The organism is Nocardia sp. NPDC003482 (genome assembly GCF_053588115.1).
In genome coordinates this window covers 446,545-472,174 of the sequence record NZ_JBSFPI010000002.1, presented here as the reverse complement: position 1 = coordinate 472,174, position 25,630 = coordinate 446,545, and the positions used below count along the sequence as shown (strand labels likewise).

Genomic DNA, 25,630 nt, shown 5'->3' with positions numbered 1-25,630 from the left:
CCCCATGACGGGTGTCCGACGGGGCCGCATGCAGGCCGTCACCGAGAACTCCTCGGTGACCCAACTCGAGCTGTTCTTCGATCTCGTGCTGGTGTTCGCCTTCACGCAGGTGACCGATCTCGCCGCGCACGAGACCACCGCGCCGAACATGCTGCGGGCCCTGCTGGTCCTGGCGGTCATGTGGTGGGTGTGGATCGCCTACGCCTGGCTGGGCAATGTGATCAAGGCCGACGAGGGCATCGCGCGGGTAGCGATGTTCGCGGCCATGGGCGCGGCGCTGATCATGGCGCTCGCGATTCCCGAAGCGTTCCACGACTTTCCGGGCGGGTGGTACGCGCCGCTGGTGTTCGCGATCGGTTACCTGGTGATCCGGCTGGTGCACCTGTACGTGTTCTGGTGTGCCAGTAGCCATGACGAGCAACTGCGCCGCCAGGTCACGCGCTGGTCGATCGGCTCGATCACGATCGGGACCGTGCTGTTGATCGTCGCGGCCGTGAACCACGGCAGCGCGCAGATCTGGTGGTGGCTCGCGGCCATCGCGGGCGACATGCTCTGGACGATGTTCGCGGGCAACGAATGGCGGGTCAACTCCGTCGCCCATTTCGCCGAGCGGCACGGCCTCATCGTGATCGTCGCGCTGGGCGAATCCATCGTCTCGATCGGGGTGGGCGTGGCCGGACTGCCGATCTCCTGGCCCATCACGGTGGGATCGCTTCTGGCCCTTGGTGTTTCGGCGCTGCTGTGGTGGGCGTACTTCGATGTCGGCGCGGCCGTGGTGGAGCACGCGATGGAACAGGCGCACGGCGAGCGGCGCGTGCGCATCGCGCGCAACTGCTACACCTACTGGCACTTCCCGATGGTGGTCGGCATCATCGCGCTCTCGCTGGGCCTGAAGAAGGTGGAGAGCTACCTCGGCGGCGCGGCCGAACACACCCTGCGCGATCGGCTCACCGGCATACCGCTGTTCGCGCTGTACGGCGGCGTGGTGCTGTACCTGATCGCGCTGATCGGCTTCCGGCACTACGCCACCGGGGTGGTGCTGTGGCCGCGGGTGCTCACCGCCGTCGTGCTGATCGCGCTGGTGCCGCTCGCCGCGCATCTGCCCGCGATGGCCGCGCTCGCGGTGCTGTTCGGGGTGCTCGCGGCGCTCATCGCGTGGGAGGTCGTGCGCTACGCCGAACCGCGCGCGGAGATCCGGCACGGCACCGAGCACTGAGCACGGGGCACCGAGCTCAGCGAATCGCCTTGTGGTCCACCGTCTCCGGCACCTCGAGACCCTCGCGCACCGCGATCCGCATCTGATTCACGTTCTCCCGCAACACATCTCCGATGAGTTCGTCGATGCGCGGATCGCCGAGGGCCTGGAACAGGATGCGGAAGCTGGTGTTGGCGATGCCGCGGATGACGTCCTCGTGGAAGGGCAGGTAGCGCACCCGGCCGATCTGCGGATCGTTCTTGATCAGTTCGACGATCATGGCGTCGAGTTCGTCGCGGTTCTCCTCCAGCGCGAGCGCGATGTTGCGGGTGTACTGGCCGGTGCGCAGCACCTGCGCGACCTCCTCGAGCACCGCCATCGTCACCGGCCGCTTGACGGCCTCGACGATGGTGCCCACGAACCGGTTCACCAGCGCCGCGGTCACCCGGTCACCGAACGCGCGATCGGCCGCGCGGGCCAGCCGGACCGCGATCACCACCACGCGCAGCAGCCGGAAGCCGCGGAAGAACGGGCTGGTGACCGGGATCATGCCCAGCACCTCGTACCAGTAGACGAACGGGAACGTCCACGACCAGTCCGCGCGCCGCCAGCGCCACGCGAACTCGATGGCGAACACCGCGCAGATCGCGTAGTCGGCGGCCACGATCCAGTGCTCGGCCCCGGCGGGCACGAGGAAGAACGTGATCCACACCAGCAGCGCCACCGACGCCACGGCCAGCGCGAGCATCACGAACTCGGTCCACAGCGCGGGCGGTTTGCGCGGATACTCCTCGACGTCCATCGTCGCGAGCGTAATCAACGCCCGGCGCGGATGACGGCCTCGACATTGCGTTCGGCCAGCGCGGCGATGGTGAGCGACGGATTGACCGTTCCGGTGCTGCCCGGCACGGCCGCGCCGTCGACCACGTACAGCCCCGGATGCCCGATGACGCGACCGTAGTTGTCGGTGGCCTTGCCGATGACCGCGCCGCCGAGCGGATGGGCGGTGAAGATCGCGTTGGCGTCGTAGCCGATCGGCCCGTAGTCGAACAGCGCCCCGGCCCGTTCGGCGATGCGCCGATCGACCGCGCGGCACGCCGCCACCACGTCGTCCTGCGCCTTGCGCGGCCAGCTGACCGTGGCCGCGCGGCGCGCCGGATCGTAGGTGAAGCGGGCGCGGGTCGGGTCGAACGCCATGCCGAGCGAGGCCAGCGCCCCGGTCTCCATGGGAAAGCCCGGGAGATACCAGCTTTCGAGGGTCAGCGGCATCCCGGAGTCGTCGAAGACGCGGCTGGCGCTCGCGACGCCCTGACCCAGCCCGGCGAGCGCGCTCTCGCCGCGGCCGAGCACGGCGTCGCCGTTGGTGCCCCAGCCCGCGCCGATGTGCTCGTTGAGATGCGGCAGGCCGCCGGTGGCCTGCGCGCTCACCAGCAGATCGGTGGTGCCGACCGAGCCCGCGCCGAGGAACAGCCGGTCGCAGGTGAGCGTGCGGGTGGCGAGCACCGCGCCGGTCGGATCGAGTTTGGTGACGGTGAGGACGTAGCGGCCGTTGCCGTCCTGGGCGATGCTGTCGACCCGGTGGCCCGGATAGATGCGGGAGCGGCCGGTGTCCTCGGCGGCCTTCAGATAGTTCTGGTTCAGGTCGTACTTCGCGCCGTTGGAGTTGCCCAGGTTGCTGCGTCCGGCGGTCGCGGAAGGCCGTGTGGCGCCGGTCAATTCGCCGCGCACGACGTCCCACTTGTAGATCGACTCGTTGGGCACCGGCTGATATCCGGCCTTGCGCACCTGCTCGTCCCACATCCGCGAATGCGTGAACGGGGCGGAGGCGTAGATGTCGGCGGGCATGGTGCTCAGCCGCAGCATCTGCCGCACGCGCGGATAGTAGACGCGGTCCATCTCGTCGAAAGCGACCGTGCCGCCGAAGATCTCGTCGAAGAACCGGCGTTCGGGGGCGATCATGGCCCCGGTGAACACGATCGAACCGCCGCCCACCGCCGCCGCGCGCCAGACGTCGATGCCGTCGTAGGAGGTCACGTCGAGCACCCCGCCGAAGTCGGCGACCTGCATGGGCACCTTGGTGACCCCGGTGAAGCTGGTGCGATGCCAGAACCCGCGCCCGTCGGGCAGATCGTCGCCGGTGAAGATCTCCCGCCACGGGTCGTTGGGCCAGCGCGAGCCGCGCTCGAGCACCGAGGTGCTCACCCCCGCCTCGGCCAGCCGCAGCGCCGCCACCGCCGCGCCGAATCCGGAGCCGACGACGACGGCCTCGGTGTGTTCCGGCGGATCGGGCAGCGGGGCGAAGATCTCGGGCACCCACTGCCGGAACAGGTCGTTCCAGACCGGATCGGCCGCGGCCGATCCCGGGCGGAACCCCGCCCCCGCCGCGCCGAGCAGCGCTGCCGCTCCGGCCGCCTTCAGAAAGGCGCGTCTGCGCACGCTGTGACCTCCCTAGTCCACGCCTGGCCGCGCGAGAGTACCGCGTCGGCGGTCACCGAACAACGCGATCTTCGAGTCTTCGCACATGTCACAACCCCTCACGCGCGCAGGCGTTCTCGGCGGAGCTGATCGACCTCGGGCAGGGTCAGCGGTTCGAGGTCGTCCACCCCGAGCGCGCGCCGCAGCAGATGGTCGGCCAGTTCGGGATTGCGGGCCAGCGCGGGGCCGTGCATGTAGGTGCCGATCACCGACCCCTGGACCACGCCCTCGAGCCCGTCGCCCACGCCGTTGCCCACGCCGCGGGTCACCCGGGCCAGACCGGTCGCGTCGGGGCCCAGAGCCGTTCCGCCCCTGTGGTTCTCGAAGCCGGTGAGGGCGGCGCTCAGCCCCGGCAGCAGCGGCGTCGAGGCGACCTCGCCGATGGCCCGCTTGGTCTGCGGGGAGGTGGTCACATCGAACAGCCCGACCCCGTCGACCCGCTCGCCGGAGGAGGTCTCGTACCAGTTGCCGAGCACCTGGATGGCCGCGCAGATCGCCAGCACCGGAACGCCTTTCGCGGCCGCGCGCTGCAAACCGGGGTAGCGCTGCAGGTGCCGGGTGGCGAGCCGCTGCGCGGAGTCCTCGGCCCCGCCGAGGGTGTAGATGTCCAGCGATTCGGGGACCGGATCGGTGAGCGTGATCTCGACGATCTCGGCGGCGTGGCCGCGCATGCGCAGCCGCTGCCGCAGCACCAGCGCGTTGCCGCCGTCGCCGTAGGTGCCCATGACGTCCGGGAGCACCAGGCCGATGCGCACGGTCGAGTCGGTCATCGGGCTGCCTCCAGATCCCGGTTGAGGTCGCGGAACGCGGTGTAGTTGGCGAGCACCTCGACCCGTCCCGGCGGACACGACGCGATGGCCCGCAGCGGATCGGCGACCGTGGTGTGCTCGACGCCCGCGTAGGTCAGCCGCACGGCCAGATCGGTGGCGCGTTCCCCGGCCGCGACCACCTGGGTGCCCTCGAAGTGCTCGAAGCGCACATCCCACAGCCAGGACAGGTCCTCGCCGTCGGGCACCTGCCCGTTGACCGCGATCACCAGGCCGGTGGCCTCCGGATCGATCATCGACAGCGCCTCCTGCCAGCCCGCCGGATTCTTCGCCAGCAGCAGCCGCGCGGTGTGCTCGCCGACCCGCGCGGTGCGGTAGCGGCCCGCGATCTCACGCACGGTGGCGGTGGCGACGGCCGCCTTCTCCGCCTCGACGCCCAGGGCCACCGCGGCCGCGACCGCCTGGGCCGCGTTGCCGCGATTGGCCCGGCCCGGAAGTGCCAGGTGCAGCGGCAGTTTCAGGCCGTCGGGGCCGTACAGGAACTCCTCGTCCACCCACCAGTCGGGTTCGGGGCGCCGGAAGTCCGCGCCCGTGCTGCGCCAGTGCGCGCCCTCCCACACGATCGGCTCGCCGCTGCGCGGGCAGCTGGTGGCGTCCACCGACCAGCCGCTCCCGGCGGCCACCCAGACCACGTTCGGGTGGTCGTAGGCGATCGAGGTGACCAGCACGTCGTCGCAGTTGGCGATGAGCACGGTGTCGGGGTGGCGGGCCATGCCCGCGCGCAGCTTGCGTTCGATCATGTTGATCTCGCCGACCCGGTCGAGCTGATCGCGGCTCAGATTGAGCAGCACCACCGCGGCGGGGTCGAGGGCGTCGGCCACGTGCGGCAGATGCAGCTCGTCCACCTCGATCGCGGCCAGCGGGGCCGTGCGATGCGCGGTGAGCGCCGCGACGATGCCCGCGTCCATGTTCGCGCCGTCGGCCTGGGTGGCCACCGGTCCGAGCGCGCCGAGCGCGGCGGTGGTCATGCGGGTGGTGGTGGATTTGCCGTTGGTCCCGGTCACCAGCACGGTGCGGCGACCGCGGCCGAGCTGCGTCATGATCGACGGATCGATCCGCAGCGCGATCAGGCCGCCGATCATCGACCCCTTGCCCCGCCCCGCCTTCTGCGACGCCCACGAGGCGCCCGCCGCCGCCCGCAGCGCCAGCCGCCCACGTACCGAGATGTCTGCCACGACGTGAGTTTATGTGTTGTCGCCGCCGCGCTCTCGCTAGGCGGGACCGTCGAACATATTGGGCTGTCCGGCGGCGTAGCGGCCGACGTCGAGCCGCCGCAGCGGTTCCAGCTCGGGCGCCCGGTACAGGGTGTACAGCGCGCAGCGCGGCGCGTCCGAACCGGCGACGTCGAGCAGCGCGTTCACCGCCGAGCGCGCCGACTCGGCCGCGCCTTCCATGGTCGCCAGGTCGACGTTGGTCCGCACGTAATCGCCTGCCAGATACAGGTTTTCGAGTCCGCCGTGGGCCTGCGGGCGGGCCGCCCAGGAACCGGCGGTGTTGATCAGCAGCGGATCGGCGTTGGTGTTGCGCCCGCGCGCCGCGTCCCAGGCGACGCCGGTGTCGAGGAACCAGGAGCACAGGTCCTCGTCGCGCAGGGTCGCCGCGCCGTCCAGATGGGCCTGGAGCTGGGCCCACACCTCGTGCGCGATCTCCTCGTGGGTGCATTCGACGGCCGGTTTGCCGTAGACGATGCCGGGGGTGTTCCAGTCGGAGATGTCGACCGACAGGCAGTCCCGCACGGTGCCGTCGCCGTAGCCGGAAATCGGTGTGCGCGACCAGAACTGGTTCTGCGCGATGGAGGTCAGCGACCACGGCGAGTCGACGTAGGCGGTGTGGCCGCGGGCGATCTCGGTGGGGCGGCGCAGATAGAACTGGATGCCGCTCATCCAGTTCGTGACCAGATCGCTCATGGCGGCCAGTTCCGGTCGCGCCGTGAGAATTTCGGGGGTCCACAGCCCGCGCGCGACCTCCATCGGCACGGCCAGCAGGTAGTGGTCCGCGGTCACCGTGCGCGCCGCGCCCGCGGCGTCGGCGATCCGCGCGCCCGTGATCCGGCCGCCGGCCGCGTCGAGCCCGCGCAGTTCGGCGGTCTCGAACCGAACGCCCAACTGCCGCAGGCGATTCACCCACGGATCGATCCACACCTCGGTGGTCGGCCCGTTCAGCAGCCGGTCCAGCGGGCCGTCGTTGCCGGTCTCGAGCGGATTGCCGAGGAACTGTTCGCCCATGCTGCCGATCGTGCGGGTGCTGGCGTGATCGTCCTTGGCGGCCACCAGCAGCGTCGTGAGCGTGCGCGACATGAGCACGCGGAACTCCGCCGATCGCCCGCGCGCGCCGACGAAATCGCGCCACGCCGTGTTCTCCCACTGGCCCAGGCGGCGTTCGTCGCAGCTGGTGTTGAAGACCAGCAGCCGGTTCGCGAAGTACAGCGCGTCGGTCATCGGCATCCGGGTCGAGGTCGCGATGACCGAACCCACGGTCTGCCGGAAGTCGTCGGGAGTCGACCACGGCTTCGCGACCTGACCCATGGGCAGCAACACGTCGTCGGTCCCGGCGCGGGAGAAGCGCGCCTCGACGGCGGGGACGAGGTTGTCCCACACGCCGTTCGGGTTGTCCCGGAACGGGATTCGCCGCATGGTGTCCGGAATGTGCTTGTAGAACCCCGGGAAGAAGCGGAACCCGTGTTCGCCCGGCAGATCCGGTCGCCCGTCGCGGCCGGACCCCGGGACGGGGATGCTGCGGGCCTTACCGCCGAGCGCGCGCCGCTCGTGGACGGTCACCGCGAAACCCCGCTCGGCCAGTTCGTGCGCCGCGGTCAGCCCGGCCACCCCGCCGCCGAAGATCGCCACGCTCCGTCCCGGATCCGCCGCCGCCCGGCCCGGGCGCAGCAGCGATCCACCCGCGGTCAGCACGCCCGCGGCCACCATCCCGCGCAGCACCCGCCGCCGCGACACGGTCGATTGCCGATCTGCCATCTGTCGAGACCTCCACGCCGCGGCCAACTCTAAGCGGTGGAACCCGCCGACGTGCCGGATGGGGTGTGAAAAACCACAACCCCGACCGGGGGGAGGTGGCCGCGAACGCTCCGGCGATCACCACGACCGCACCCGCCAGCGCCGGGGCGGACGGTCGTTCGCCCAGGAACAGCCAGGCGGTTCCGATGCCGACCACGGGCACGAGCAGCGACAGCGGCGCGACCGCGCCCGCGGGGTAGCGGCCCATCAGATACGTCCACAGGCCCGAACCCACGAGGGTGGCCAGCACGGCGGTGTAGGCGAGGGCCGCCAGCGCGGGCCACCCGGCGGGGGTGAACGCGTCGGCCAGCGCGCGCCAGCCGGTCGCCGGACCCTCCACCGCCGCCGAGAGCGCGAACATCGGCACCGGCGGCACCACGGCCATCCACAGGGTGAGGTGCAGCGGATCCACCCGATGCCCGGCATCGCTCGCCGCGGCCAGCCGCGAGCCGATATTGCCGAACGCCCAGCCCAGCCCGGCCGCGAGCGTCAGCAGCACCGGCGCCACGGTGGCGTGCTGGGCCCGATCCCAGCCGATCACCGCCATGCCGAGCACGGCCACCCCCAGGCCCGCGAACTGGCTGGGCCGCAAGCGTTCTCGCAGCAGCACCGCGCCGAGCACCACGGTGAACGGCGCGGAACTCTGCAACACCAGCGACGCCAGCCCGGTCGGCATGCCCGCCCGCATCGCGGTGAACAGGAAGGCGAACTGCGCGATCCCGAACCCCGCCCCGTACAACACCAGCCAGCGCACCGGCACCCGCGGCCGCGGCACCAGCAGCACCACGGGAATCGCGAGGACCGCGAAGCGCAGCCCGGCGAAGAAGAACGGCGGGAAGTGCTCCAGGCCCACATGCAACGCCAGGAAGTTCAGCCCCCACAGCAGGACGACGGCCAGGCCGAGCAGACGATCACGGTTACTCACGCCGCCCATCATCGAAGCATCGGACAGATAAGCACCATCGAATAATTATGGAATGTCGATGTAGTACAACTGAAGAGTGGACACAGCGGGATTCATGGCGGTCGAACGTCTCCGGGTACTGCGCGAACTCGCCGACCGCGGCACGGTCGCCGCGGTGGCCGAGGCGCTGTCGATGACCCCGTCGGCGGTCTCCCAGCAGCTCAAGGTGCTCACCCGGGAGGCCGGGGTGGCGTTGCTGGAACCGGACGGGCGGCGGGTGCGGCTCACCGACGCCGGGCGCGCGCTGGTGGTCCGCGCCGACGAGGTGCTGGCCGCCATGCAGCGCGCCGCCGCGGAGATGGCGCTGTATCGCGGCTCCCCGCGCGGTCAGGTGCGGGTGGCGCTGTTCCCGTCCGGGGCCGTGCTGCTGCTCGCGCGGGTGCTGGCCGCGCTCGACGGCAGCGGCGTGGAGGTGGTGGCCCGCGACGAGGACGTGCCCCCGACCGAGGTGTCGCGCCTGCTCGCCGACTACGACGTCGTGCTCACCCACCGCGACGAACGCGCGCCCGCGCTGACCGGTCCCCGGGTCACCGCGCGGGTGCTCATGCGCGAGCCGATCGATGTGGTCGTCGCCCCCGGCCACCGGCTGGCCCGGCAGGGCGCGGTGGTGCCCGCCGAACTCGCCGACGAGACCTGGCTCAGCGTGCGCGGCGGCTTCCCGGTCGACGACGTGCTCCGCTCGATCGCGACCGTCACCGGCGTGCAGCCCCGAATCGCCCAGCGGCTCAACGACTTCGGCGTGATCGAGGAGCTGGTGGCCTCCGGCTACGGGGTCGCGCTCATGCCCCGCTACGCGGTCCGGCACCCCGAGCTGGTGGTGCTGCGGCTGGCCGGGGTCCGGGCCGCCCGGCTCTACGAACTCGCCGCCCGCCCCGACGCCGCCGCCCGGCCCGCCATCGCCGCCGTCCTCGCCGCCTTCGAGACGGCCGCCCGCGACGTGGCCGCCACGGGCAGACCGCGCTGACCGACCGCGAAATCCGGCCTCGCGCAAGGCATCCGGGTCACTGCCCCGGGTACGGCCCCTGCGGATAGCCCTGCGGGCCGCCCGGATAGTTGGTCTGCGGGCTCGGGAACGGCGGCTGCGGCACGTGATAGCCGAAGTCGTCGGCGACCATCGCGGCCAGTTCCAGCAGCGCCCGCCGGGTGGGCTTGCCGACCAGTTCCAGATCGATCTCCGCGCCCTCGGCCAGATGATCGTCGAACGGGACGACCTGCACCGCGCGGGTGCGGTCCAGGAACAGCTTGCGCAGCTGATCCAGGTCGACCGTGGAGGCGCCGCGGCGAGAGGCGTTGACCACCACCACGGTTCGCTCCACCAGCTTGCCGTAGCCGTGATGCTCGAGCCAGTCCAGCGTGGCCGAGGCGCTGCGGGCGCCGTCGATGGCCGGGGAGGTCACCAGGATGAGCGAGCTGGCCATGTCCAGCACGCCCTTCATGGCCGAATGCATCAGTCCCGTACCGCAATCGGTGAGAATGATGTTGTAGAACTGCTGGAGGATGGCGATCGCGCGGCGGTAGTCCTCCTCGCTGAACGCCTCCGACACCGCCGGATCCTGTTCGCTGGCAAGCACTTCCAACCGGCTCGGCGCCTGCGAGGTGTGCGCCCGCACGTCCGAGTAGCGGCCGATGTGCTGGTCCTCCAACAGGTTTCGCACCGTGGAGCGGGTCTGGCGCGGCACCCGGTGCGCCAGCGTCCCGAGGTCCGGATTGGCGTCGATGGCGATGACCCGGTCACCGCGCAGCGAGGAGAACGTCGAACCGAGCCCGACCGTGGTCGTGGTCTTGCCGACGCCGCCCTTGAGCGAGAGGATCGCGATCCGGTAGTCGCCGCGCACCGGCTGATTCACCCGTTCGACGAGTTCGCGGTGGACGACGTCGGCCGGGGACTCGCCGGGATTGACCGTGCCGCCGGTCATCTTGTGCACCGCGCGCCGCCAGCCGCTGCGCGGGGCCTTGCGGGCGCGCTTGAGCAGGTTCAGATCGTTGAGCGAGTGCGCGGGCTGGCCGGGCTGGGCCATGTGCTGCGGCTGGAAGCCCGAATACTGTTGCGGCTGCGGCGGATTCGCCGGTCCGCCGCCCGGCCAGCCCGGCGGACCGGGCGGCAGCGGCGGCTGGGAGTACAGCTGCTGCGGGGGCGGGGCCGGCGGCAGCGGGGGCGGGGCCCAGCTGTACTGCTCCTGATTGCCGCCCATCGGTTCCGGCGGCGGGCCCTGCTGGCCGCCGTCCTCGGGAAAGACGCGGCGCACCATGCCGTCCGGGCCGATCTCCTGCCGGATCTCGCCGTACGGCGTCTCCTGCCGCGCCTCGCCGTAGCCGGGGAACGCGTTGGGATCACCGGATGGGCCGGGCGCGAACGCGTTCGGGGCCCCGTATCCCTGCGGGTCGCCCGGGAACTGATTCGGATCACCCGGACCGGGCGCGAACTGCCCGGGCGCGAATTGATTCGGATCACCGGGACCGGGCGCGTACTGCCCGGGACCACCGGGAGCGAACTGACTCGGATCGCCGGGGGCGCCGAAATGGGGCGGCGCGAACTGGTTCGGGTCGCCGGGACCGCTCGGCACGAACGGATTCGGATCGCCCGGCTGCCCGTACTGCTCGGGAATCGGGAAGCTGCCGGAGTTCGACGGGACACCCGGACCGGCGAATCCGCTCGGCGCGAACGATCCGAACGGCTCCTGCCCGAGCGACTCCGGCACGGGCGGGAACACTCCGGACGCCGCCGGCTCACCGCCCTCGGGCGGTTCCGATTCGGCGGTCTCCTCGCCCGCGGCGGCCTCCGCCGCGGCGTCCTCGGCCGGATCCTCGTGCGCCGGTTTCGAATCGTCCTGCTCGGCTGCCACGTCCACTCCGTGGTTCTGCAACCAGGGCGGTTGGGTCGAGTTGTCGTCAGTCGTCACGTTTCCCCCATCTGCTCGGAGTTCGAGCAGAGAGCTCGGCGCTAATGCAGCTCCAAGCTAGCACGCTGTCCGATTACCCGTGCTCCGGCCGAGCGAGTCCATACCCGTTGCCGCGCGGAGTTATCCACATGTGATCCACAGGGCCGCCGCCCGGCGCGGACCGGGCGGCGGACCGAGTTCAGTGCGCGCGCTGGGCGCGGTTGACCGCCGAGACGACCGCGCGCAGCGAGGCCGTCGTGATGGAGGTGGCGATGCCCACGCCCCAGGTCACCTTGTCCCCGATCGCGCATTCCACGTAGGCCGCGGCCTGCGCGTCGTCGCCGGAGGACATGGCGTGTTCGGAGTAGTCCAGCACCCGCACGTCGTAGCCGATGGTCGACAGCGCGTCCACGAACGAGGCGAGCGGGCCGTTGCCGGTGCCGGTGATCTCCTGCTCGACGCCGTCGACCTTGACCACCACGTCGATCCGGTCGGTGCCGCCGTCGGTCTCCGACGCGGTGACCTTCTGCCGCATCCGCTCCAGCGGCAGAATCGGATTCAGGTACTCGTCGGCGAAGACGTCCCACATCTCCTTCGGCGTGACCTCGCCGCCCTCGCCGTCGGTGATGCGCTGGATCGCCTGGGAGAACTCGATCTGCAACCGGCGCGGCAACGCCAGCCCGTGATCGGTCTTCATGATGTAGGCGACGCCGCCCTTGCCCGACTGCGAGTTGACCCGGATGACCGCCTCGTAGGTGCGGCCCACGTCCTTGGGGTCGATCGGCAGGTAGGGCACCTCCCAGGTGATGTCGTCGACATCCGAATCCGCCGCGTCCGCAGCGGCTTTCATCGCGTCCAGACCCTTGTTGATGGCGTCCTGGTGGCTGCCGGAGAACGCGGTGTAGACCAGATCGCCGCCGTAGGGATGCCGCTCGTGCACGGGCAGTTGGTTGCAGTATTCGACGGTCCGGCGGATCTCGTCGATGTCGGAGAAGTCGATCTGCGGATCGACGCCGCGGGAGAACAGATTCATGCCCAGGGTCACCAGGCACACATTGCCGGTGCGCTCGCCGTTGCCGAACAGACAGCCCTCGATGCGGTCGGCCCCGGCCTGATAGCCCAATTCGGCTGCGGCGACGGCGGTTCCGCGGTCGTTGTGCGGGTGCAGCGACAGCACGATCGAATCCCGCCGCGCCAGATTGCGACTCATCCACTCGATCGAGTCGGCGTACACGTTGGGCGTGGCCATCTCGACGGTCGCGGGCAGGTTGATGATCATCGGCTTGTCGGGGGTCGGCGCGATGATCTCGGTGACCGCGTCGCACACCTCGCGGGCGTACTCCAGTTCGGTGCCGGTGTAGGACTCGGGGCTGTACTCGTAGCGCCAGTTGGTGTCCGGATAGCGCCGCTCGATCTCGAGGCACAGCGTCGCCGCGTCGGTGGCGATCTTCTTGACCGCCTCGCGATCCGCGCGGAACACCACCCGCCGTTGCAGGATCGAGGTCGAGTTGTAGAAGTGCACGATGACGTTCCCGGCGCCGCGGCACGCCTCGAAGGTCCGCTCGATCAGCTCGGGGCGGCACTGGGTCAGCACCTGGATGGTGACGTCGTCGGGAATCGCGCCGTCCTCGATGATCTCGCGGACGAAGTCGAAGTCGGTCTGACTGGCCGAGGGGAAGCCGACCTCGATCTCCTTGTAGCCCATCCGCACCAGCAGGTCGAACATGCGGCGCTTGCGGGCGGGGCTCATCGGATCGATCAGGGCCTGGTTGCCGTCGCGCAGATCCACCGCGCACCAGCCCGGCGCGCGATCGATGACCGTGTTCGGCCAGGTGCGGTCGGGCAGGGTGATCGGCTCGACCTCCTCCGCGAACGGGCGATACCGGAAGGTCGGCATGGAGGAGTTCTTCTGCTTGTTCCACGCGGGCTGGTCCGCGGGCGCCGGCTTGGCGGGCGCGCTGATGGTCCGGGTGGCGGATACGAATGCGTCAGCGGGTGACATACGTTTCTCCGTGATGTGGGCTGGTGGGTCTGCCAAGGATGGATCGACCGGCGCGGCTGAACCCCGCGACGGGAGCCGGTCGGATCAGACCCCGTCGCGGCGGCCGAGAAGAAGTGCCCGCTGCATGATGGTCGCGAGTTTACCGCTCCGAAATCGAGGACGGAAAGGCAGGTCGACGAGCGTGAGATTCGTCCCACCTCTGGCGCCGGAACCGGGCGGGGACGTGAGGTGGACCCATGACCTTGACTGAACAGCTCGCGGTCTTCGCCGCGGGCATCGCCGCCGGCGGCATCAACACGGTCGTGGGCTCGGGCACGCTGATCACCTTCCCCGTCCTGCTCGCCCTGGGTTTCCCGCCGGTCACGGCCAATGTCTCGAACACCATCGGCCTGGTGCCGGGCGGGCTCAGCGGCGTGCTGGGCTATCGCCGCGAGCTGTCGGGGCAGCGCTCGCGCCTGCTGCGGCTGGGCTCGGCGACGCTGCTGGGCGCGATCGCGGGGGCGGTGGCGCTGCTGACACTGCCGCCGGGCGCGTTCAAGGCGATCGTGCCGGTGCTGATCATCCTCGCGCTGGTGCTGGTGGTCGCGCAGCCGCGCCTGTCGGCGTGGGTCAAGCGGCGCCGCGAGTCCGGGGGCGCGGCGCCCGAACACGGCGGGCTGCTGCTCTGGCTGGCGGTCCTGGGGACGGGTGTGTACGGCGGCTACTTCGGCGCGGCCCAGGGGGTGCTGCTGATGGGGTTGCTGGGGGTGTTCGTGCACGAGGACATCCAGCGGCTCAACGGGGTGAAGAACTATCTCGCCCTGCTCGCCAACACCGTGTCGGCGCTGATCTTCATCTGTGTCGCGGACGTGTCGTGGCGGGCGGCCGCGCTCATCGCGGTGGGTTCGATCATCGGCGGCCAGCTGGGCGCGACCGTGGGACGTCGCCTGCCGCCCAACGCCTTACGCGCGGTGATCGTGGTGGTCGGCGTGGTCGCGGTGGTGCGGCTGCTCGCCGGTTAGAGCCGCCCCGTCTCGAGGAAGGCGCGCAACCGGATTCGATAGGGCTCGACGTCGAGCCCCTGGGCGGCCAGCCACTCGCCGGAGTAGTACTTGTCGATGTACCGGTCGCCCGGGTCGCACAGCAACGCGACGATGCTGCCCGTGCTGCCCAGCAGGGCCATCTCGGACATGATGTGGAACGCCGCCCACAGCCCGGTGCCGGTGGAGGCGCCCGCCTTGCGGCCGATGAGCTCCTCGAGCACGTGCACGGCCGCGATGGCGGCGGCGTCGGGCACGTGGATCATCCGGTCGATGGCCGCGGAGACGAAGCTCGGCTCGACGCGCTGGCGGCCGATTCCCTCGATGCGCGAACAGATTTCGGTGGTGAGCTCCGGATCGTCGTCGCGCCACCCCGGGAAGAACGCCGAGTTGTCCGGATCGGCGACGCACAGTCCGGTGGCGCGGCCGGTGTAGCGGATGTAGCGGGCGATGGTCGCCGACGTGCCGCCGGTGCCCGCGGTCGCCACCACCCAGGCCGGTTCCGGATGGGGTTCCTCGGCGAGCTGGTCGAAGATCGACTCGGCGATATTGTTGTTGCCCCGCCAGTCGGTGGCGCGTTCGGCGAAGGTGAACTGGTCCATGTAGTGGCCGCCGGTCTCGCGCGCCAGCCGCGCGGCCACGTCGTACACCTCGTTGGCATTGTCCACGAAATGGCAACGGCCGCCCTGGAATTCGATCAGCCGCACCTTCTCCCGGCTGGTGCCGCGGGCCATGACCGCGATGAACGGCACCCCGATCAGCCGCGCGAAGTACGCCTCCGACACCGCGGTCGATCCGCTGGACGCCTCGATCACCGGGCGGTCCGGCCGGATCCAGCCGCTGCACAGCGCGTGCAGGAACAGCGACCGGGCCAGCCGATGCTTGAGCGATCCGGTGGGGTGGGTGGACTCGTCCTTCAGATACAGGTCCACCCCCGGCACAGCCGGGATCGGCACGCGCAGCAGATGGGTGTCCGAGGAGCGGCGCGCGTCGGCGCGAACCTTGGCGACGGCCCGGGCCAGCCACTGCCGGTGGACGGGATCGTAGCGATTGATGTCGACCGCGGTGCCGGTCTCGCTCGTGGTCATGCGCACCTCCTCCGACCTGGATGTCCGGGTTCGAAGCCTACACATCCAGGGCGAACGCCCTACCGGAACGCGTCGGCGTACCGGGCCACCCACGCGGCGAAACCACCCGCGGGACGGCCGAGCAGTTCGGCCACCGCCGGATCCGCGAGCCGCTCCTCGGGGGTCGGGTCGCCGAGGATGTCGAGCGTGCCCTCGACCACCGGCTCCGGCAGGTACGCGCGCATGGCCGCGGCGGCGTCCGCGCGGGTCAACTCGACCAGGCGCACCGGCTCCCCGATCGCCGCACCGATGGCGGCGGCCTGCTCGCGCGGCGAGATCGGCGCGGGCCCGGTGAGGGTGTACACCCGCCCGGCGTGCCCGTCGTCGACGAGGGTCGTCGCGGCCGCGGCGGCGATATCGGCCGGATCGATCAGCGGCAGCGCGACATCCGCGAACGGCGCCGCGATGATCCGTTGCGCGCGAACGCTTTCCGCCCATTGCAGCGCGTTGGACATGAATCCGCCCGCGCGCAGGATCGTCCACTCCGGCCCGGACCGCCGCACCGCGTCCTCCAATCCCGCCGGATGCCGCCCCGTCCCCACGCCCTGCGACGACAGCAGCACGATCCGGCGAATTCCGTTGTCCCGCGCCAGTTTCAGCACACCGTCGAGTCCGGCCCCGCTGCCCAGGAATTCGCCCGAGGTCAGCAGGAACAGCGCCTCGGCCCCGGCCAGGGCGGGCACGAGGTCGTCGGGCCGGGTGAGGTCGCCCCGCACCGGGACGACCCCGTCCGGCACATCGGCGGCCGTCACCGACCGGGACACGGCCGTCACCCGGTGTCCCGCCGCGCTCAGCTCCCCCACCAGCGCGCGCCCCACATTGCCCGTCGCTCCGGTCACCACGATCATGTCTTTCCCTCTCCGAGTGGATCTTTCGAACAGGAGAAACGCTACTATCGTGGAGGTAGTAGGTACCTAGAGGAAAGTAATGGGATTGTGAGCAGCGACACGACACCCGAGACCGCCTGCCCCATCGCCCCCGTGGTCGATGTGGTGTTCAGCCGCTGGACCACGCCGATCCTGTGGACGCTCAACGAGTACGGTCCGCAGCGATTCGTCGAACTCCAGCGCCGCATCGCCTCGATCACCCCGAAGGTCCTCACCGAGCGTCTGCGCCAGCTCGAGCGCGACGGCCTGGTCGAGCGCACCTACCACGCCGAGGTCCCGCCCCGCGTCGTCTACGAGATCACCGACCTCGGCCGCAGCCTCGGCCCGCTGTTCGCCGCCCTCGCCGAATGGTCCCCCAACCTCACTCGAGTCGACGCGGCACGCCGGAACTACGACCTGCGCCGCGCGTCCTCGGCCTGATCAGCCACAGTCCTCCTGAGACGGGGTCACCAGGCTCAACCGGTCGGCGAGGGCGTCGACCGACGCGGCGTCGGCGTAGGCCTCGGTGGTGAGTTCGAGGAAGCTGGCCCAGCGGGCGACGCGCGGGGTCCAGCGGGCGGCATAGGCGCGGGCGTGCACGGCCTCGGCCGGATCGCCCTTCGCCCGTGCCACACGTTCGGCGGATCGGGCCGCGGCGACCGTGTTCTCGGCGAGCATGAGCTGTTCGCGGCAGTGGTCGAGATCGGGCACCTCGTGGCGCACGGTGTCGGCCTCGACCCGCAGGGCCAGCACCAGGCCGCGCAGGCGCGGATCGGCGACCTCGAGGTAGGGCAGCTCGCCCTCCTTCGGCATCCGGCGACCGGCGGCGGCGATGGCGCGCAGGCAGCGTTCGTTGCGTTGCCGCTCGCGTTTCTCCCACAGCGCCAAGTCCTTTCGATACTCCTCCACTTCCTTGTTGCCCACCTCCCGGTAGCACAGCTCGGCGGCCGCGGTCATGCGCTCGGCGCCCGTGGCGTCGTGCACCACGATGGCCGCCCGGCGCACCTCCGGTTCCGGATCGGGACAGCCCTCGATCCGGGCGTCGAGCACCGCCGCGTGCTGCTCCTCGACGAGTTCGCCACAGACACGGTCGAATACGGCCGTGCCGACCTCGATGTAGTCCTGGCAGGTCCGCCCGGTGGTGGGCTCGGCGACGCCGAACATCCCCTCCCCCGACTCCAGGATCCGCTCCCCGCCGGCGGACCCGATGCGCGTGACCTTCCAGCTGTAGGCAATCATCCTGTCTCCCAAGCGTTTCGGCCCCCCAACGGGACATTGCGAACTTCGGTGATTCCACCCCTGGCCCGACCCTACGAGCGGCCCCGGGACCGGACAACGCGCACCGGGCGGTTTTCGAGTCCTCGCCACGATGCTTCCATTTCGGGGCCTCGACCATTTCCGGGTCGTACGATCCCGACACGCTCTGCGACACGCGGCGTGCGTCGCCGGCCTGTCGGACGGTGATGGTAAGACCGAATGCGGACGTTCTCCCAGGAGGTGTCATGCCCGCTCGGCTCTGTCTGTCCTGCGACGCCGCGCTCGATCACTGCCACGGCACGCTGATCGTGCACTCCGACCGCTCGGTGGAATGCACCGAGCCGGACTGTTCCGACCACGACCACACCCGGCATGCCTTCGTCGTCGACTGCTTCGACCTGGCGGGCGGCTGCCGCTGCTCGGTCACGGAGCCGACGCGGGATCCGCGTAGCCTGGCCGGGTGAGTTACGACCAGGTCCTGCTGCCCTCCGGCGTCGCCACCACCCTCGAGGAGGTCGACGCCTACCTGACCGGTCAGCAGGGCCGCCCGGAGGCGGAGCTGGTCGCCGCGATCGCCGCCGAGCTGAACCGCCGCAACGCGGCCCTGCCCGACCGGGACGCCTTCCTCGCCGACCCTCCGGCGGGCGGCGCGGAAACCGGTGCGGCCCTGTATGTTTCGAGCGAATACGACGCCATCGGTCACCTGCGCGCCCTGCTGTTCGAGCTCGCCACCCCGCGCGACTACGCGCTCTACGATCCACAGCTGGCCTGGCTCATCGATCCGGCCGGACACATCCCGCTCGCGGTCACCCACGGCGGCGCGGGCGAATTCCCCTATCTCACCCGCGCCCTGCTCGACCTGTGGCTCCCCGCCCTCGACGCACCCGCGCCCTACCTCATCGCCGAACGCGGCCCCCAGCACTACATCCAGACCTACCGCGACGACTCCGGCGAGTACACCCTCGAATACCGCGACGGCTCCCCGGACCGGCACTTCGGCACCCACACCCCCGACTCCGCCCTGGTCGCCGACCTCGTCTGGGACTGGGCCCGCGCGGACCGCACCCGCTTCGATGCACTCGCCTGGCAACCCGTCGAGCTGTGATCACTGGCTGGTGACCGCCAACCGGCCCGCCAGCGCCAGAAACGACGCGCCGAACACCCGCCGCGCCCACACCCCGATCGCGGGCCGATCGATCACCCGCGTGCGGAGAGCCGCCGCGAAGACGCCGTAGCCCGCGAACACCACGAACGTCACCAGCATGAACACCGCGCTGAGCTCGAGCATCCGGAATACCGCGTGCGGTTCGGCGAGACTCACGAACTGCGGCAGGAACGCGAGGAAGAAGATCGTCAGCTTCGGATTGAGCAGATTCAGCAGCACCGCCGCGCCGATCACGCGCGGCACCGACGGCGGCGCACCGGTCCGCTCGTCGGCGACCGCGAGAGTTCCCTTGTCCCGCAGCGTCATCCAGGCCATGTACAGCAGATAGGCCACGCCCAGGTACTTCAGCGTCTGGAACGCGACGGCGCTCGTGTTCAGCAGCGCCGCGAGCCCGGTCACCGCGGCGACCATGTGCGGCACGATGCCGAGGGTGCAACCGAACGCGGCGACCAGGCTCGCCCGGCTACCGCGGCGGAGTCCGGCCGCGAGGGTGTACAGCGCACCCGTACCGGGGGTGGCGACGACGACGAGTGTCGTCAACAGATAAGCGAGGCTCATCAGGCGGAGAGTAACCGCTCAGAGCGCGCGTCGCCCAGACAACGCCCGGCCGAGGGTGAGCTCGTCGGCGAATTCCAGGTCGCCGCCCATCGGCAGGCCGGAGGCGAGCCGGGTCACGCTCAAGCCGGGGAAGTCGCGCAGCATCCGGACCAGATAGGTGGCCGTCGCCTCGCCCTCGGTGTTCGGGTCGGTCGCGATGATCACCTCGGTGACGTCCACGCCGTCGTCCTGATTTCCGATGCGCGCCAACAGATCTCGGATGCGCAGCTGATCGGGTCCGACGCCGGACAGCGGATCGAGCGCGCCGCCGAGCACGTGATAGCGGCCGCGGAACTCGCGGGTGCGCTCGATGGCCTGGACGTCCTTGGGCTCCTCCACCACGCATATCATGGTGCGGTCGCGCCGGGGGTCGGCGCAGATCCGGCACAGTTCACCGTCGGAGACCGTGCCGCAGACCGCGCAGAACCGCACCCCGTCGCGCACCTTCTGCAGGGCGGCCTGGAGCCGGTCGATCTCCGGCGGCTCCACCGACAGCAGATGAAAGGCGATGCGCTGGGCGCTCTTCGGACCGACGCCGGGCAGCTTGCCCAGTTCGTCGATCAGATCCTGAACCGGACCCTCGTACAAATGCTCCCGCCTCTATCCGAGTCCCGGCAGGCCCGGGATGCCGCCGCCGCCCGCGAGCGGGCCGAACTTCTCCGCGGCCAGCTGCTGGGCGCGGCTCATCGCGTCGTTGAGCGCGCCGACCACCAGATCCTGCAGCGTGTCCACGTCCTCGGGGTCGACGACCTTGGGGTCGATCCGCAGCGAGAGCACCTCGCCGGTGGCCCGGATGGTCACCCGCACGAGACCGCCGCCCGCCTCGCCCGGCACCTCCGCGGCCGCGATCTCCTCCTGCGCCTCGAGCACCGCCTGCTGCATCTGCTGGGCCTGTTGGAGCAGCGCCCCCATATCGAACTCTCCACCTGGCTGCACGGCCTGTCCTCTCCTCGGGAAGTGGTTGTGTACCAGCGTAGTCACGGTTGGGTTTAGGACCCTATCGACCCGGCAATAGCGAAATACCATGGCAGAGGGTCGGGAGATCGGTGGAGGCAGCGATGCAGACATACCGTGACCTTGTTCGCAAATCCCTCGTATACGTGCTGGCGCCCGCCGGGGTGGCGGCGGCGGTGGCCCTGGCCCCCGGGACGGCCCGGGCCGATTCCGACTACGGCGGCGGCTGTGTCGTCTACGACGCGAATCCGGCCGCCACCGTCGCGGCGCTGGGCAGCCGCTGCTCCCCGGAGCAGCAGGACCAGATCTTCCGCGACGCCGCGCCCGGCGCGATGCCCACGGGCACGACCAACGGCTGGGTGACCCGCCCGCCGGTGATGCAGGCCGTGGCCCCGCCCTTCTGGATCGGCAAGAACTTCTACACCGGTCCCGACGGCGGCCGGCTGATGAACCGCATCACCCCCGCCGGTATCGAGGGCTTCCCGGCGAACGTGTACGTCGCGCCCTCCAAACTCGACGGCCAGCCGGTCTGGGCCTTCGACTACGCCCCCTCGATCACCCCGCAGATCTGGGACGAGGTCCGCGAGATCGCGCCGGGCGTGTGGTTCGGATACTCGTGGTGGCGCGGCTATTTCCAGAACACGCTGCTGCTGACGTTCGTGCTCACGCGCTAAGGCGCTTGACCCTCCCCTCGCTGGAGGGTGTTCGCTGAAGACATGACGGCGACAGTCTCCATCGGCGAGTTCGCGCGGCTCACGTACCTGAGCGTGAAGACCCTGCGCTACTACCACGAGGTCGAGCTGCTGACCCCGGCGGCGATCGACCCCGCGTCGGGATATCGGCGGTACTCGACCGACCAGGTGGCGCAGGCGCATCTGATCCGGCGGCTGCGCGAACTGGACATGCCGCTGCCCGAGATCCGCGCGGTGCTCGCCGCCCCCGACCAGGCGGCCCGCGACGCCGCGCTGCGCGCCCACCTCACCCGCATGGAGGAACAGCTGCTGCGCACCCGCGACGTGGTCGCCTCGCTGCGGGCGCTGCTGCTGCCCGCCGCGCCCATCGAGGTCGAATATCGTTCCGCGGCGGCGTTTTTCGCGCTCTCCCGCGGCGATCAGGTGGCGCGCGCGGACTGCGGCCGCTGGTGCGGCGAGACGTTCCCGGCGCTGTACGGCACCCTCGCGGCCCGCGGCATCGCACCGGCCGGGCCCGCGGGGGCCACCTACTCGACGGCGTTCTTCGAGAACGAGATCGGCGAGGTGCGCGCCTTCGTGCCGATCGCCGCGGCCGATCGGACCGCCCTCGATCCCGCGACGGTCGTCGAGCTGCCCGCCCGCCGCTTCGCCGTCGCCGTGCACGCGGGCCCGTTCGTCGACTTCGACCGGACCTACGGCGCGCTGGGTAGCCATGTGGCCGAACACGATTCGTCACTGGACGAACCGATCCGGGAGATCTACCTGGTCGGCCCCGGCGACACCGCGACGGAGAACTCCTACCTCACCGAAGTGTGCTGGCCCATCGGCCGGCCGTGACCAGAGAAAGGCAACCCATGTCCCTCACCCTCGCCAATATCGTCTTCGACTGCGCCGACGCCGCCGCGCTCGCCGGATTCTGGGCGAACCTGTTGGACCGCAAGGTCGACGCGGACGCCAACGAGTTCTTCGCCACCGTCGACCGCGCCGCCGAGACGCCCACGCTGATGTTCCTGCGGGTGCCCGACAAGACGCCGGGCAAGAACGTCGTCCACCTCGACCTCACCGCCCCGGACCGGGCCGAGGCCGTGCGCCGCGCGATCTCGGCGGGCGCCCGGCACATCGGCGACTTCGACGAGTACGGCGTGCGCTGGACGACGCTGGCCGATCCGGAGGGCAACCTCTTCGACGTCGCGCAGGGCTGACAGCGCCTAGGCCAGTTCGCGCTTCAGGTTCTCCAGCACCTCGGCCTGAATCTTCTTCAGCCCCAACGGCGCGAAGATGCCCTCGAAGAATCCGGCCACACCGCCGGCGCCCTTCCAGCTGGTCCGGACCGTGACCAGCGACCCCGCGCCGGACGGCGTGACCGTCCAGGTGGTCACCATGGTCGAGTTCGAATCCCGTTCGGTCACCATCGAATCCGATACCGACACGACCGCGTGCACGTTGCGGGACCGCTTCTGGGTGGCCTGCAACGTCCACTCCGCCACCGTGCCCGCCCCCTTACCGCCCTCGAGCACCTTGTAGTCGCGATAGTGCGCGGTGAGAATGCGCGGCCGCACGGTCTCGTAATCGGCGATCGCCTCGAGCGTCCGCTGCGAATCCGCCGCAACGACGATCGAACTGGAGGCGTTGACCTGTCCCACTGTGAACTCCTTGATCGACTCGGCTGTGTCCACATACCCTGCCGCCGGGTCATGCTACGCCGCCGACGCGACCGCTTGACCAGGGTCTTCCCATACCTCGGCAAGCCTGTCCCAGCTAACGGAACGCTATGCAACATATGGGTGAAGAATCCGACGCGTAGGTACCCTCACAGTGGCCCCCCGAATCGGTGCGATATAGCGTCAGGGGGTGGCAGTCACTCTGTTGGGGAAGGCCGGACGCGGACCGGCCGCACGCGAATCGGGATTCGCCGCGCACCGGGCGGGGGTGGATCGGCTGCTGGCGAGTTATCGCGCGATTCCGCGCGACGCGAATGTCCGACTGGCCAAGAAGACCTCGAACCTGTTCCGCGCCCGGGCCAAGAACACCGCCCCCGGCCTGGACGTCTCGGGTCTGACCCGGGTCATCGCCGTCGACCCCGACGCGCGCACCGCCGACGTCGCGGGCATGACCACCTACGAGGATCTGGTCGCCGCGACCCTGCCCTACGGCCTGGCCCCGCTGGTGGTCCCGCAGCTCAAGACCATCACCCTCGGCGGCGCGGTCACCGGCCTGGGCATCGAGTCGACCTCGTTCCGCAACGGCCTGCCGCACGAGTCGGTGCTCGAGATCGACGTGCTCACCGGCGCGGGCGAGATCGTCACCGCGACGCCCGACGGCGAGCACGCCGACCTGTTCCGCGGTTTCCCCAATTCCTATGGGACGCTGGGCTATTCGACGCGTTTGAAGATCGAGCTGGAACCCGTGCCGCCCTATGTGGCGCTGCGCCACGTGCGCTTCCACGACCTGCGCGAACTCGAGGCCGTGATGGGCCGGATCATCGCCGAGCGCGCCTGGGACGGCGAGCGGGTCGACTATCTCGACGGGGTCGTGTTCAGCGCCGACGAGAGCTATCTGGTGCTGGGCCGCCAGACCGACGAGCCGGGCCCGGTCAGCGACTACACCGGGATGGACGTCTATTACCGGTCCATTCAGCACGATTCCGCGCGGCCCAAGCGCGATCGGCTCACCATCCACGACTACCTGTGGCGCTGGGACACCGACTGGTTCTGGTGCTCGCGCGCCTTCGGCACCCAGAATCCGTCGATCCGCCGGTTCTGGCCGCGCCGGTATCGGCGGTCCAGCTTCTACTGGAAGCTCGTGGCGCTGGATCACAGGTACGACATCGCGGACCGGCTCGAGGCCCGCAAGGGGAATCCGCCGCGCGAGCGCGTGGTGCAGGACATCGAGGTGCCGATCGAGCGCACCGCGGATTTCCTGGAATGGTTCCTGACCGAGATCCCGATCGAGCCGGTGTGGCTGTGCCCCTTGCGATTGCGTGACGAGAGCGTGGCGCGGCCGTGGCCGCTGTACCCGCTCGAGCCCGGCCGCGACTACGTCAATGTCGGTTTCTGGTCGGCGGTGCCGACGGTGCCGGGACAGCCCGAGGGCGCGGCCAACCGGGCCATCGAGCGCGAGGTCAGCGAGCTCGACGGGCACAAGTCGCTGTACTCCGACGCGTACTACGACAAGGATGAGTTCGACCGGCTCTACGGCGGCGACGTCTATCCCGACCTGAAGAAACGATACGACCCCGATCATCGTTTGCTGGATTTGTATTCGAAGGCGGTGCAACGCAAATGACCACGTTCAAGGACCGCTCCGACGTACTCGCGGAGTTGGGCACCAAACTCAGCATCGCGGAGATCTTCGAGACGCTCGTCGAGGGCGAGGTGCCGATCCGGTTCACCGCCTACGACGGTTCGAGCACCGGCCCGGCCGATTCGAAGTTCCGGCTGGACATCCGGACCCCGCGCGGCATCAACTACATCGCGACCGCTCCCGGCGACCTGGGCATGGCCCGGGCCTACATCTCCGGTGACATGATCGCCGAGGGCACCCATCCGGGCGACCCCTACGAATTCCTGCGCGCCATGAGCGATTTGAAGTTCCGGCGTCCGTCGGCGCTCGCGCTGGTGACCATCGCGCGGTCGCTCGGCTGGGAGGCGCTCAAGCCGATCGCCCCGCCGCCGCAGGAGACGCTGCCGCGCTGGCGGCGCATAGCGCTGGAGGGCCTGCGGCACTCCAAGGCCCGCGACGCCGGGGCGATCCACCACCACTACGACGTCTCCAACACCTTCTACGAGCACGTCCTCGGCCCCTCGATGACCTACACCTGCGCGTGCTACGAGGACGAGAGCTGGACCCTCGAGCAGGCCCAGGAGAACAAGTACCGCCTGGTCTTCGACAAGCTGAACCTGAAGGCCGGCGACCGCCTGCTCGACATCGGTTGCGGCTGGGGCGGAATGGTGCGCTACGCCGCCAAGCGCGGCGTGAAGGTCATCGGCGCCACCCTGTCCAAGGAACAGGCCGAGTGGGCGCAGGCCAAGATCGCCGAGGAGGGCCTGTCCGACCTCGCCGAGGTCCGCCACTCCGACTACCGCGACGTCCCCGAGTCCGGCTTCGACGCCCTGTCCTCCATCGGCCTCACCGAACACATCGGCGTCGCCAACTACCCCGCCTACTTCACCTTCATCAAGAACAAGCTCCGCGACGGCGGCCTGTTCCTGAACCACTGCATCACCCGCCCCGACAACACCCGCACCACCCGAGCGGGCGACTTCATCGACCGCTACGTCTTCCCCGACGGCGAACTCATCGGCTCCGGCCGCATCATCTCCGAGATCCAGAACGTCGGCCTCGAGGTCTTCCACGAGGAGAACCTCCGCCCCCACTACGCCCTCACCCTCGCCGAATGGTGCAAGAACCTCGTCGCCAACTGGGACGCCTGCGTCACCGAAGCCGGCGAGGGCACCGCCAAGGTCTGGGGCCTCTACATGGCCGGCAGCCGCCTCGGCTTCGACCGCAACGTCGTCCAACTCCACCAGGTCCTGGGCATGAAACTGGGCCCGAAGGAAGAGTGGACGGTCCCACTGCGGCCTTGGTGGCGCGCCTGATC

The 25,630-nt window shown here is 70.2% G+C and carries 25 protein-coding genes and 1 pseudogene; 11 read left to right on the top strand and 15 right to left on the bottom strand.

Annotated features, from left to right (window positions below; genetic code table 11):
* Nucleotides 1–4 precede the first annotated feature (4 nt).
* Nucleotides 5–1,216 carry a low temperature requirement protein A gene (locus ACWDSJ_RS05345; RefSeq protein WP_450029352.1) on the top strand — a complete coding sequence of 404 codons (1,212 nt, stop codon included), beginning with the start codon at nucleotides 5–7 and terminating at the stop codon, nucleotides 1,214–1,216.
* A 16-nt stretch (nucleotides 1,217–1,232) separates the two neighbouring features.
* Here the strand turns inward: ACWDSJ_RS05345 and ACWDSJ_RS05340 are convergent, their stop codons facing one another.
* The 6 genes and pseudogenes from ACWDSJ_RS05340 to ACWDSJ_RS05315 form a co-directional block, all read right to left on the bottom strand.
* Nucleotides 1,233–1,997: an ion transporter gene (locus tag ACWDSJ_RS05340; RefSeq protein WP_450029350.1), complete on the bottom strand. Its 765-nt coding sequence runs from the start codon at nucleotides 1,995–1,997 to the stop codon at nucleotides 1,233–1,235.
* A 14-nt stretch (nucleotides 1,998–2,011) separates the two neighbouring features.
* Complete coding sequence (locus ACWDSJ_RS05335) at nucleotides 2,012–3,631, bottom strand: GMC oxidoreductase (protein WP_450029348.1); 1,620 nt, start codon at nucleotides 3,629–3,631, stop codon at nucleotides 2,012–2,014.
* A gap of 98 nt (nucleotides 3,632–3,729) precedes the next feature.
* The gene (locus ACWDSJ_RS05330; RefSeq protein WP_450029346.1) at nucleotides 3,730–4,440 is read right to left on the bottom strand and encodes a type 1 glutamine amidotransferase; all 711 of its coding nucleotides are present in this window, start codon (nucleotides 4,438–4,440) and stop codon (nucleotides 3,730–3,732) included.
* Nucleotides 4,437–5,672, bottom strand: coding sequence for a Mur ligase family protein (locus ACWDSJ_RS05325; protein ID WP_387359017.1), 1,236 nt, complete (start codon nucleotides 5,670–5,672; stop codon nucleotides 4,437–4,439). Before ACWDSJ_RS05325 ends, ACWDSJ_RS05330 begins: the two co-directional genes overlap by 4 nt.
* A 36-nt stretch (nucleotides 5,673–5,708) precedes the next feature.
* Nucleotides 5,709–7,469, bottom strand: a complete 1,761-nt coding sequence (locus tag ACWDSJ_RS05320) for a hydroxysqualene dehydroxylase (protein ID WP_450029344.1) — start codon at nucleotides 7,467–7,469, stop codon at nucleotides 5,709–5,711.
* A gap of 109 nt (nucleotides 7,470–7,578) precedes the next feature.
* Nucleotides 7,579–8,433, bottom strand: a pseudogene (locus ACWDSJ_RS05315) (EamA family transporter); the annotation flags it as partial.
* 94 nt (nucleotides 8,434–8,527) lie between these two features.
* Between ACWDSJ_RS05315 and ACWDSJ_RS05310 the strand changes: the two are divergent.
* Nucleotides 8,528–9,436, top strand: coding sequence for a LysR family transcriptional regulator (locus tag ACWDSJ_RS05310; RefSeq protein ID WP_387359216.1), 909 nt, complete (start codon nucleotides 8,528–8,530; stop codon nucleotides 9,434–9,436).
* Between the two features lie 37 nt (nucleotides 9,437–9,473).
* On the opposite strand, the gene ACWDSJ_RS05305 is transcribed toward ACWDSJ_RS05310, so the two are convergent.
* A complete protein-coding gene (locus ACWDSJ_RS05305; protein WP_450029342.1) occupies nucleotides 9,474–11,315 on the bottom strand; it encodes a nucleotide-binding protein in 1,842 nt (613 codons plus the stop codon).
* A gap of 235 nt (nucleotides 11,316–11,550) precedes the next feature.
* On the bottom strand, nucleotides 11,551–13,353 hold the full coding sequence (leuA, locus tag ACWDSJ_RS05300) for a 2-isopropylmalate synthase (RefSeq protein ID WP_450029340.1): 1,803 nt from the start codon (nucleotides 13,351–13,353) through the stop codon (nucleotides 11,551–11,553).
* A 236-nt stretch (nucleotides 13,354–13,589) separates the two neighbouring features.
* On the opposite strand from leuA, the gene ACWDSJ_RS05295 reads away from it, so the two are divergent.
* Nucleotides 13,590–14,354, top strand: coding sequence for a sulfite exporter TauE/SafE family protein (locus tag ACWDSJ_RS05295; RefSeq protein WP_450029338.1), 765 nt, complete (start codon nucleotides 13,590–13,592; stop codon nucleotides 14,352–14,354).
* Here ACWDSJ_RS05295 and ACWDSJ_RS05290 read toward each other — a convergent pair.
* Nucleotides 14,351–15,460 (bottom strand): PLP-dependent cysteine synthase family protein, encoded by a 1,110-nt coding sequence (locus ACWDSJ_RS05290; RefSeq protein ID WP_450029336.1) that lies wholly within the window; start codon nucleotides 15,458–15,460, stop codon nucleotides 14,351–14,353. The genes ACWDSJ_RS05295 and ACWDSJ_RS05290 overlap by 4 nt on opposite strands.
* Nucleotides 15,461–15,519: 59 nt before the next feature.
* A complete protein-coding gene (locus ACWDSJ_RS05285) occupies nucleotides 15,520–16,347 on the bottom strand; it encodes an SDR family oxidoreductase (RefSeq protein ID WP_450029334.1) in 828 nt (275 codons plus the stop codon).
* A gap of 87 nt (nucleotides 16,348–16,434) precedes the next feature.
* Here ACWDSJ_RS05285 and ACWDSJ_RS05280 point away from each other — a divergent pair, with 87 nt between their 5' ends.
* Nucleotides 16,435–16,806, top strand: coding sequence for a winged helix-turn-helix transcriptional regulator (locus tag ACWDSJ_RS05280; protein ID WP_450029332.1), 372 nt, complete (start codon nucleotides 16,435–16,437; stop codon nucleotides 16,804–16,806).
* Here the strand turns inward: ACWDSJ_RS05280 and ACWDSJ_RS05275 are convergent, their stop codons facing one another.
* Nucleotides 16,807–17,604 carry a hypothetical protein gene (locus tag ACWDSJ_RS05275; RefSeq protein WP_450029330.1) on the bottom strand — a complete coding sequence of 266 codons (798 nt, stop codon included), beginning with the start codon at nucleotides 17,602–17,604 and terminating at the stop codon, nucleotides 16,807–16,809.
* A gap of 263 nt (nucleotides 17,605–17,867) precedes the next feature.
* Between ACWDSJ_RS05275 and ACWDSJ_RS05270 the strand changes: the two genes are divergently transcribed.
* Together ACWDSJ_RS05270 and ACWDSJ_RS05265 are read left to right on the top strand one after the other, a co-directional pair.
* Nucleotides 17,868–18,086: a hypothetical protein gene (locus ACWDSJ_RS05270; protein WP_387358999.1), complete on the top strand. Its 219-nt coding sequence runs from the start codon at nucleotides 17,868–17,870 to the stop codon at nucleotides 18,084–18,086.
* The gene (locus ACWDSJ_RS05265) at nucleotides 18,083–18,727 is read left to right on the top strand and encodes a hypothetical protein (RefSeq protein ID WP_450029328.1); all 645 of its coding nucleotides are present in this window, start codon (nucleotides 18,083–18,085) and stop codon (nucleotides 18,725–18,727) included. Before ACWDSJ_RS05270 ends, ACWDSJ_RS05265 begins: the two co-directional genes overlap by 4 nt.
* On the opposite strand, the gene ACWDSJ_RS05260 is transcribed toward ACWDSJ_RS05265, so the two are convergent.
* The 3 genes from ACWDSJ_RS05260 to ACWDSJ_RS05250 are packed head-to-tail and all read right to left on the bottom strand — an operon-like array spanning nucleotide 18,728 to nucleotide 20,320.
* Nucleotides 18,728–19,345 carry a LysE family translocator gene (locus ACWDSJ_RS05260; RefSeq protein WP_450029326.1) on the bottom strand — a complete coding sequence of 206 codons (618 nt, stop codon included), beginning with the start codon at nucleotides 19,343–19,345 and terminating at the stop codon, nucleotides 18,728–18,730.
* A gap of 18 nt (nucleotides 19,346–19,363) precedes the next feature.
* Entirely contained in the window at nucleotides 19,364–19,972 is a 609-nt protein-coding gene (gene recR / locus ACWDSJ_RS05255) for a recombination mediator RecR (RefSeq protein WP_387358995.1), read from the bottom strand.
* Nucleotides 19,973–19,984: 12 nt separating this feature from the next.
* Nucleotides 19,985–20,320, bottom strand: a complete 336-nt coding sequence (locus tag ACWDSJ_RS05250; protein ID WP_387358993.1) for a YbaB/EbfC family nucleoid-associated protein — start codon at nucleotides 20,318–20,320, stop codon at nucleotides 19,985–19,987.
* Between the two features lie 122 nt (nucleotides 20,321–20,442).
* Between ACWDSJ_RS05250 and ACWDSJ_RS05245 the strand changes: the two genes are divergently transcribed.
* From ACWDSJ_RS05245 to ACWDSJ_RS05235, 3 genes are read left to right on the top strand one after another with little or no spacing between them, the layout of a single operon-like run.
* Nucleotides 20,443–21,012, top strand: a complete 570-nt coding sequence (locus ACWDSJ_RS05245; protein ID WP_450029324.1) for a hypothetical protein — start codon at nucleotides 20,443–20,445, stop codon at nucleotides 21,010–21,012.
* A gap of 42 nt (nucleotides 21,013–21,054) precedes the next feature.
* Nucleotides 21,055–21,867: a MerR family transcriptional regulator gene (locus ACWDSJ_RS05240; protein WP_450029322.1), complete on the top strand. Its 813-nt coding sequence runs from the start codon at nucleotides 21,055–21,057 to the stop codon at nucleotides 21,865–21,867.
* 17 nt (nucleotides 21,868–21,884) lie between these two features.
* A complete protein-coding gene (locus ACWDSJ_RS05235) occupies nucleotides 21,885–22,232 on the top strand; it encodes a VOC family protein (protein ID WP_450029320.1) in 348 nt (115 codons plus the stop codon).
* A 6-nt stretch (nucleotides 22,233–22,238) separates the two neighbouring features.
* On the opposite strand, the gene ACWDSJ_RS05230 is transcribed toward ACWDSJ_RS05235, so the two are convergent.
* Nucleotides 22,239–22,673, bottom strand: a complete 435-nt coding sequence (locus ACWDSJ_RS05230) for an SRPBCC family protein (RefSeq protein ID WP_387358985.1) — start codon at nucleotides 22,671–22,673, stop codon at nucleotides 22,239–22,241.
* A 208-nt stretch (nucleotides 22,674–22,881) separates the two neighbouring features.
* On the opposite strand from ACWDSJ_RS05230, the gene ACWDSJ_RS05225 reads away from it, so the two are divergent.
* Together ACWDSJ_RS05225 and ACWDSJ_RS05220 are read left to right on the top strand one after the other, a co-directional pair.
* Nucleotides 22,882–24,315: an FAD-binding oxidoreductase gene (locus tag ACWDSJ_RS05225; RefSeq protein WP_450029318.1), complete on the top strand. Its 1,434-nt coding sequence runs from the start codon at nucleotides 22,882–22,884 to the stop codon at nucleotides 24,313–24,315.
* Nucleotides 24,312–25,628, top strand: a complete 1,317-nt coding sequence (locus tag ACWDSJ_RS05220) for a class I SAM-dependent methyltransferase (RefSeq protein ID WP_450029316.1) — start codon at nucleotides 24,312–24,314, stop codon at nucleotides 25,626–25,628. Before ACWDSJ_RS05225 ends, ACWDSJ_RS05220 begins: the two co-directional genes overlap by 4 nt.
* Nucleotides 25,629–25,630: the final 2 nt, after the last annotated feature.

Coding starts and splice junctions, on each gene's coding strand:
- ACWDSJ_RS05345 (WP_450029352.1), top strand. CDS start 5: ATGACGGGTGTCCGACGGGGCCGCATGCAGGCCGTCACCGAGAACTCC.
- ACWDSJ_RS05340 (WP_450029350.1), bottom strand. CDS start 1,997: ATGGACGTCGAGGAGTATCCGCGCAAACCGCCCGCGCTGTGGACCGAG.
- ACWDSJ_RS05330 (WP_450029346.1), bottom strand. CDS start 4,440: ATGACCGACTCGACCGTGCGCATCGGCCTGGTGCTCCCGGACGTCATG.
- ACWDSJ_RS05320 (WP_450029344.1), bottom strand. CDS start 7,469: ATGGCAGATCGGCAATCGACCGTGTCGCGGCGGCGGGTGCTGCGCGGG.
- ACWDSJ_RS05310 (WP_387359216.1), top strand. CDS start 8,528: ATGGCGGTCGAACGTCTCCGGGTACTGCGCGAACTCGCCGACCGCGGC.
- leuA (WP_450029340.1), bottom strand. CDS start 13,353: ATGTCACCCGCTGACGCATTCGTATCCGCCACCCGGACCATCAGCGCG.
- ACWDSJ_RS05295 (WP_450029338.1), top strand. CDS start 13,590: ATGACCTTGACTGAACAGCTCGCGGTCTTCGCCGCGGGCATCGCCGCC.
- ACWDSJ_RS05290 (WP_450029336.1), bottom strand. CDS start 15,460: ATGACCACGAGCGAGACCGGCACCGCGGTCGACATCAATCGCTACGAT.
- ACWDSJ_RS05285 (WP_450029334.1), bottom strand. CDS start 16,347: ATGATCGTGGTGACCGGAGCGACGGGCAATGTGGGGCGCGCGCTGGTG.
- ACWDSJ_RS05275 (WP_450029330.1), bottom strand. CDS start 17,604: ATGATTGCCTACAGCTGGAAGGTCACGCGCATCGGGTCCGCCGGCGGG.
- ACWDSJ_RS05270 (WP_387358999.1), top strand. CDS start 17,868: ATGCCCGCTCGGCTCTGTCTGTCCTGCGACGCCGCGCTCGATCACTGC.
- ACWDSJ_RS05260 (WP_450029326.1), bottom strand. CDS start 19,345: ATGAGCCTCGCTTATCTGTTGACGACACTCGTCGTCGTCGCCACCCCC.
- ACWDSJ_RS05245 (WP_450029324.1), top strand. CDS start 20,443: ATGCAGACATACCGTGACCTTGTTCGCAAATCCCTCGTATACGTGCTG.
- ACWDSJ_RS05240 (WP_450029322.1), top strand. CDS start 21,055: ATGACGGCGACAGTCTCCATCGGCGAGTTCGCGCGGCTCACGTACCTG.
- ACWDSJ_RS05235 (WP_450029320.1), top strand. CDS start 21,885: ATGTCCCTCACCCTCGCCAATATCGTCTTCGACTGCGCCGACGCCGCC.
- ACWDSJ_RS05220 (WP_450029316.1), top strand. CDS start 24,312: ATGACCACGTTCAAGGACCGCTCCGACGTACTCGCGGAGTTGGGCACC.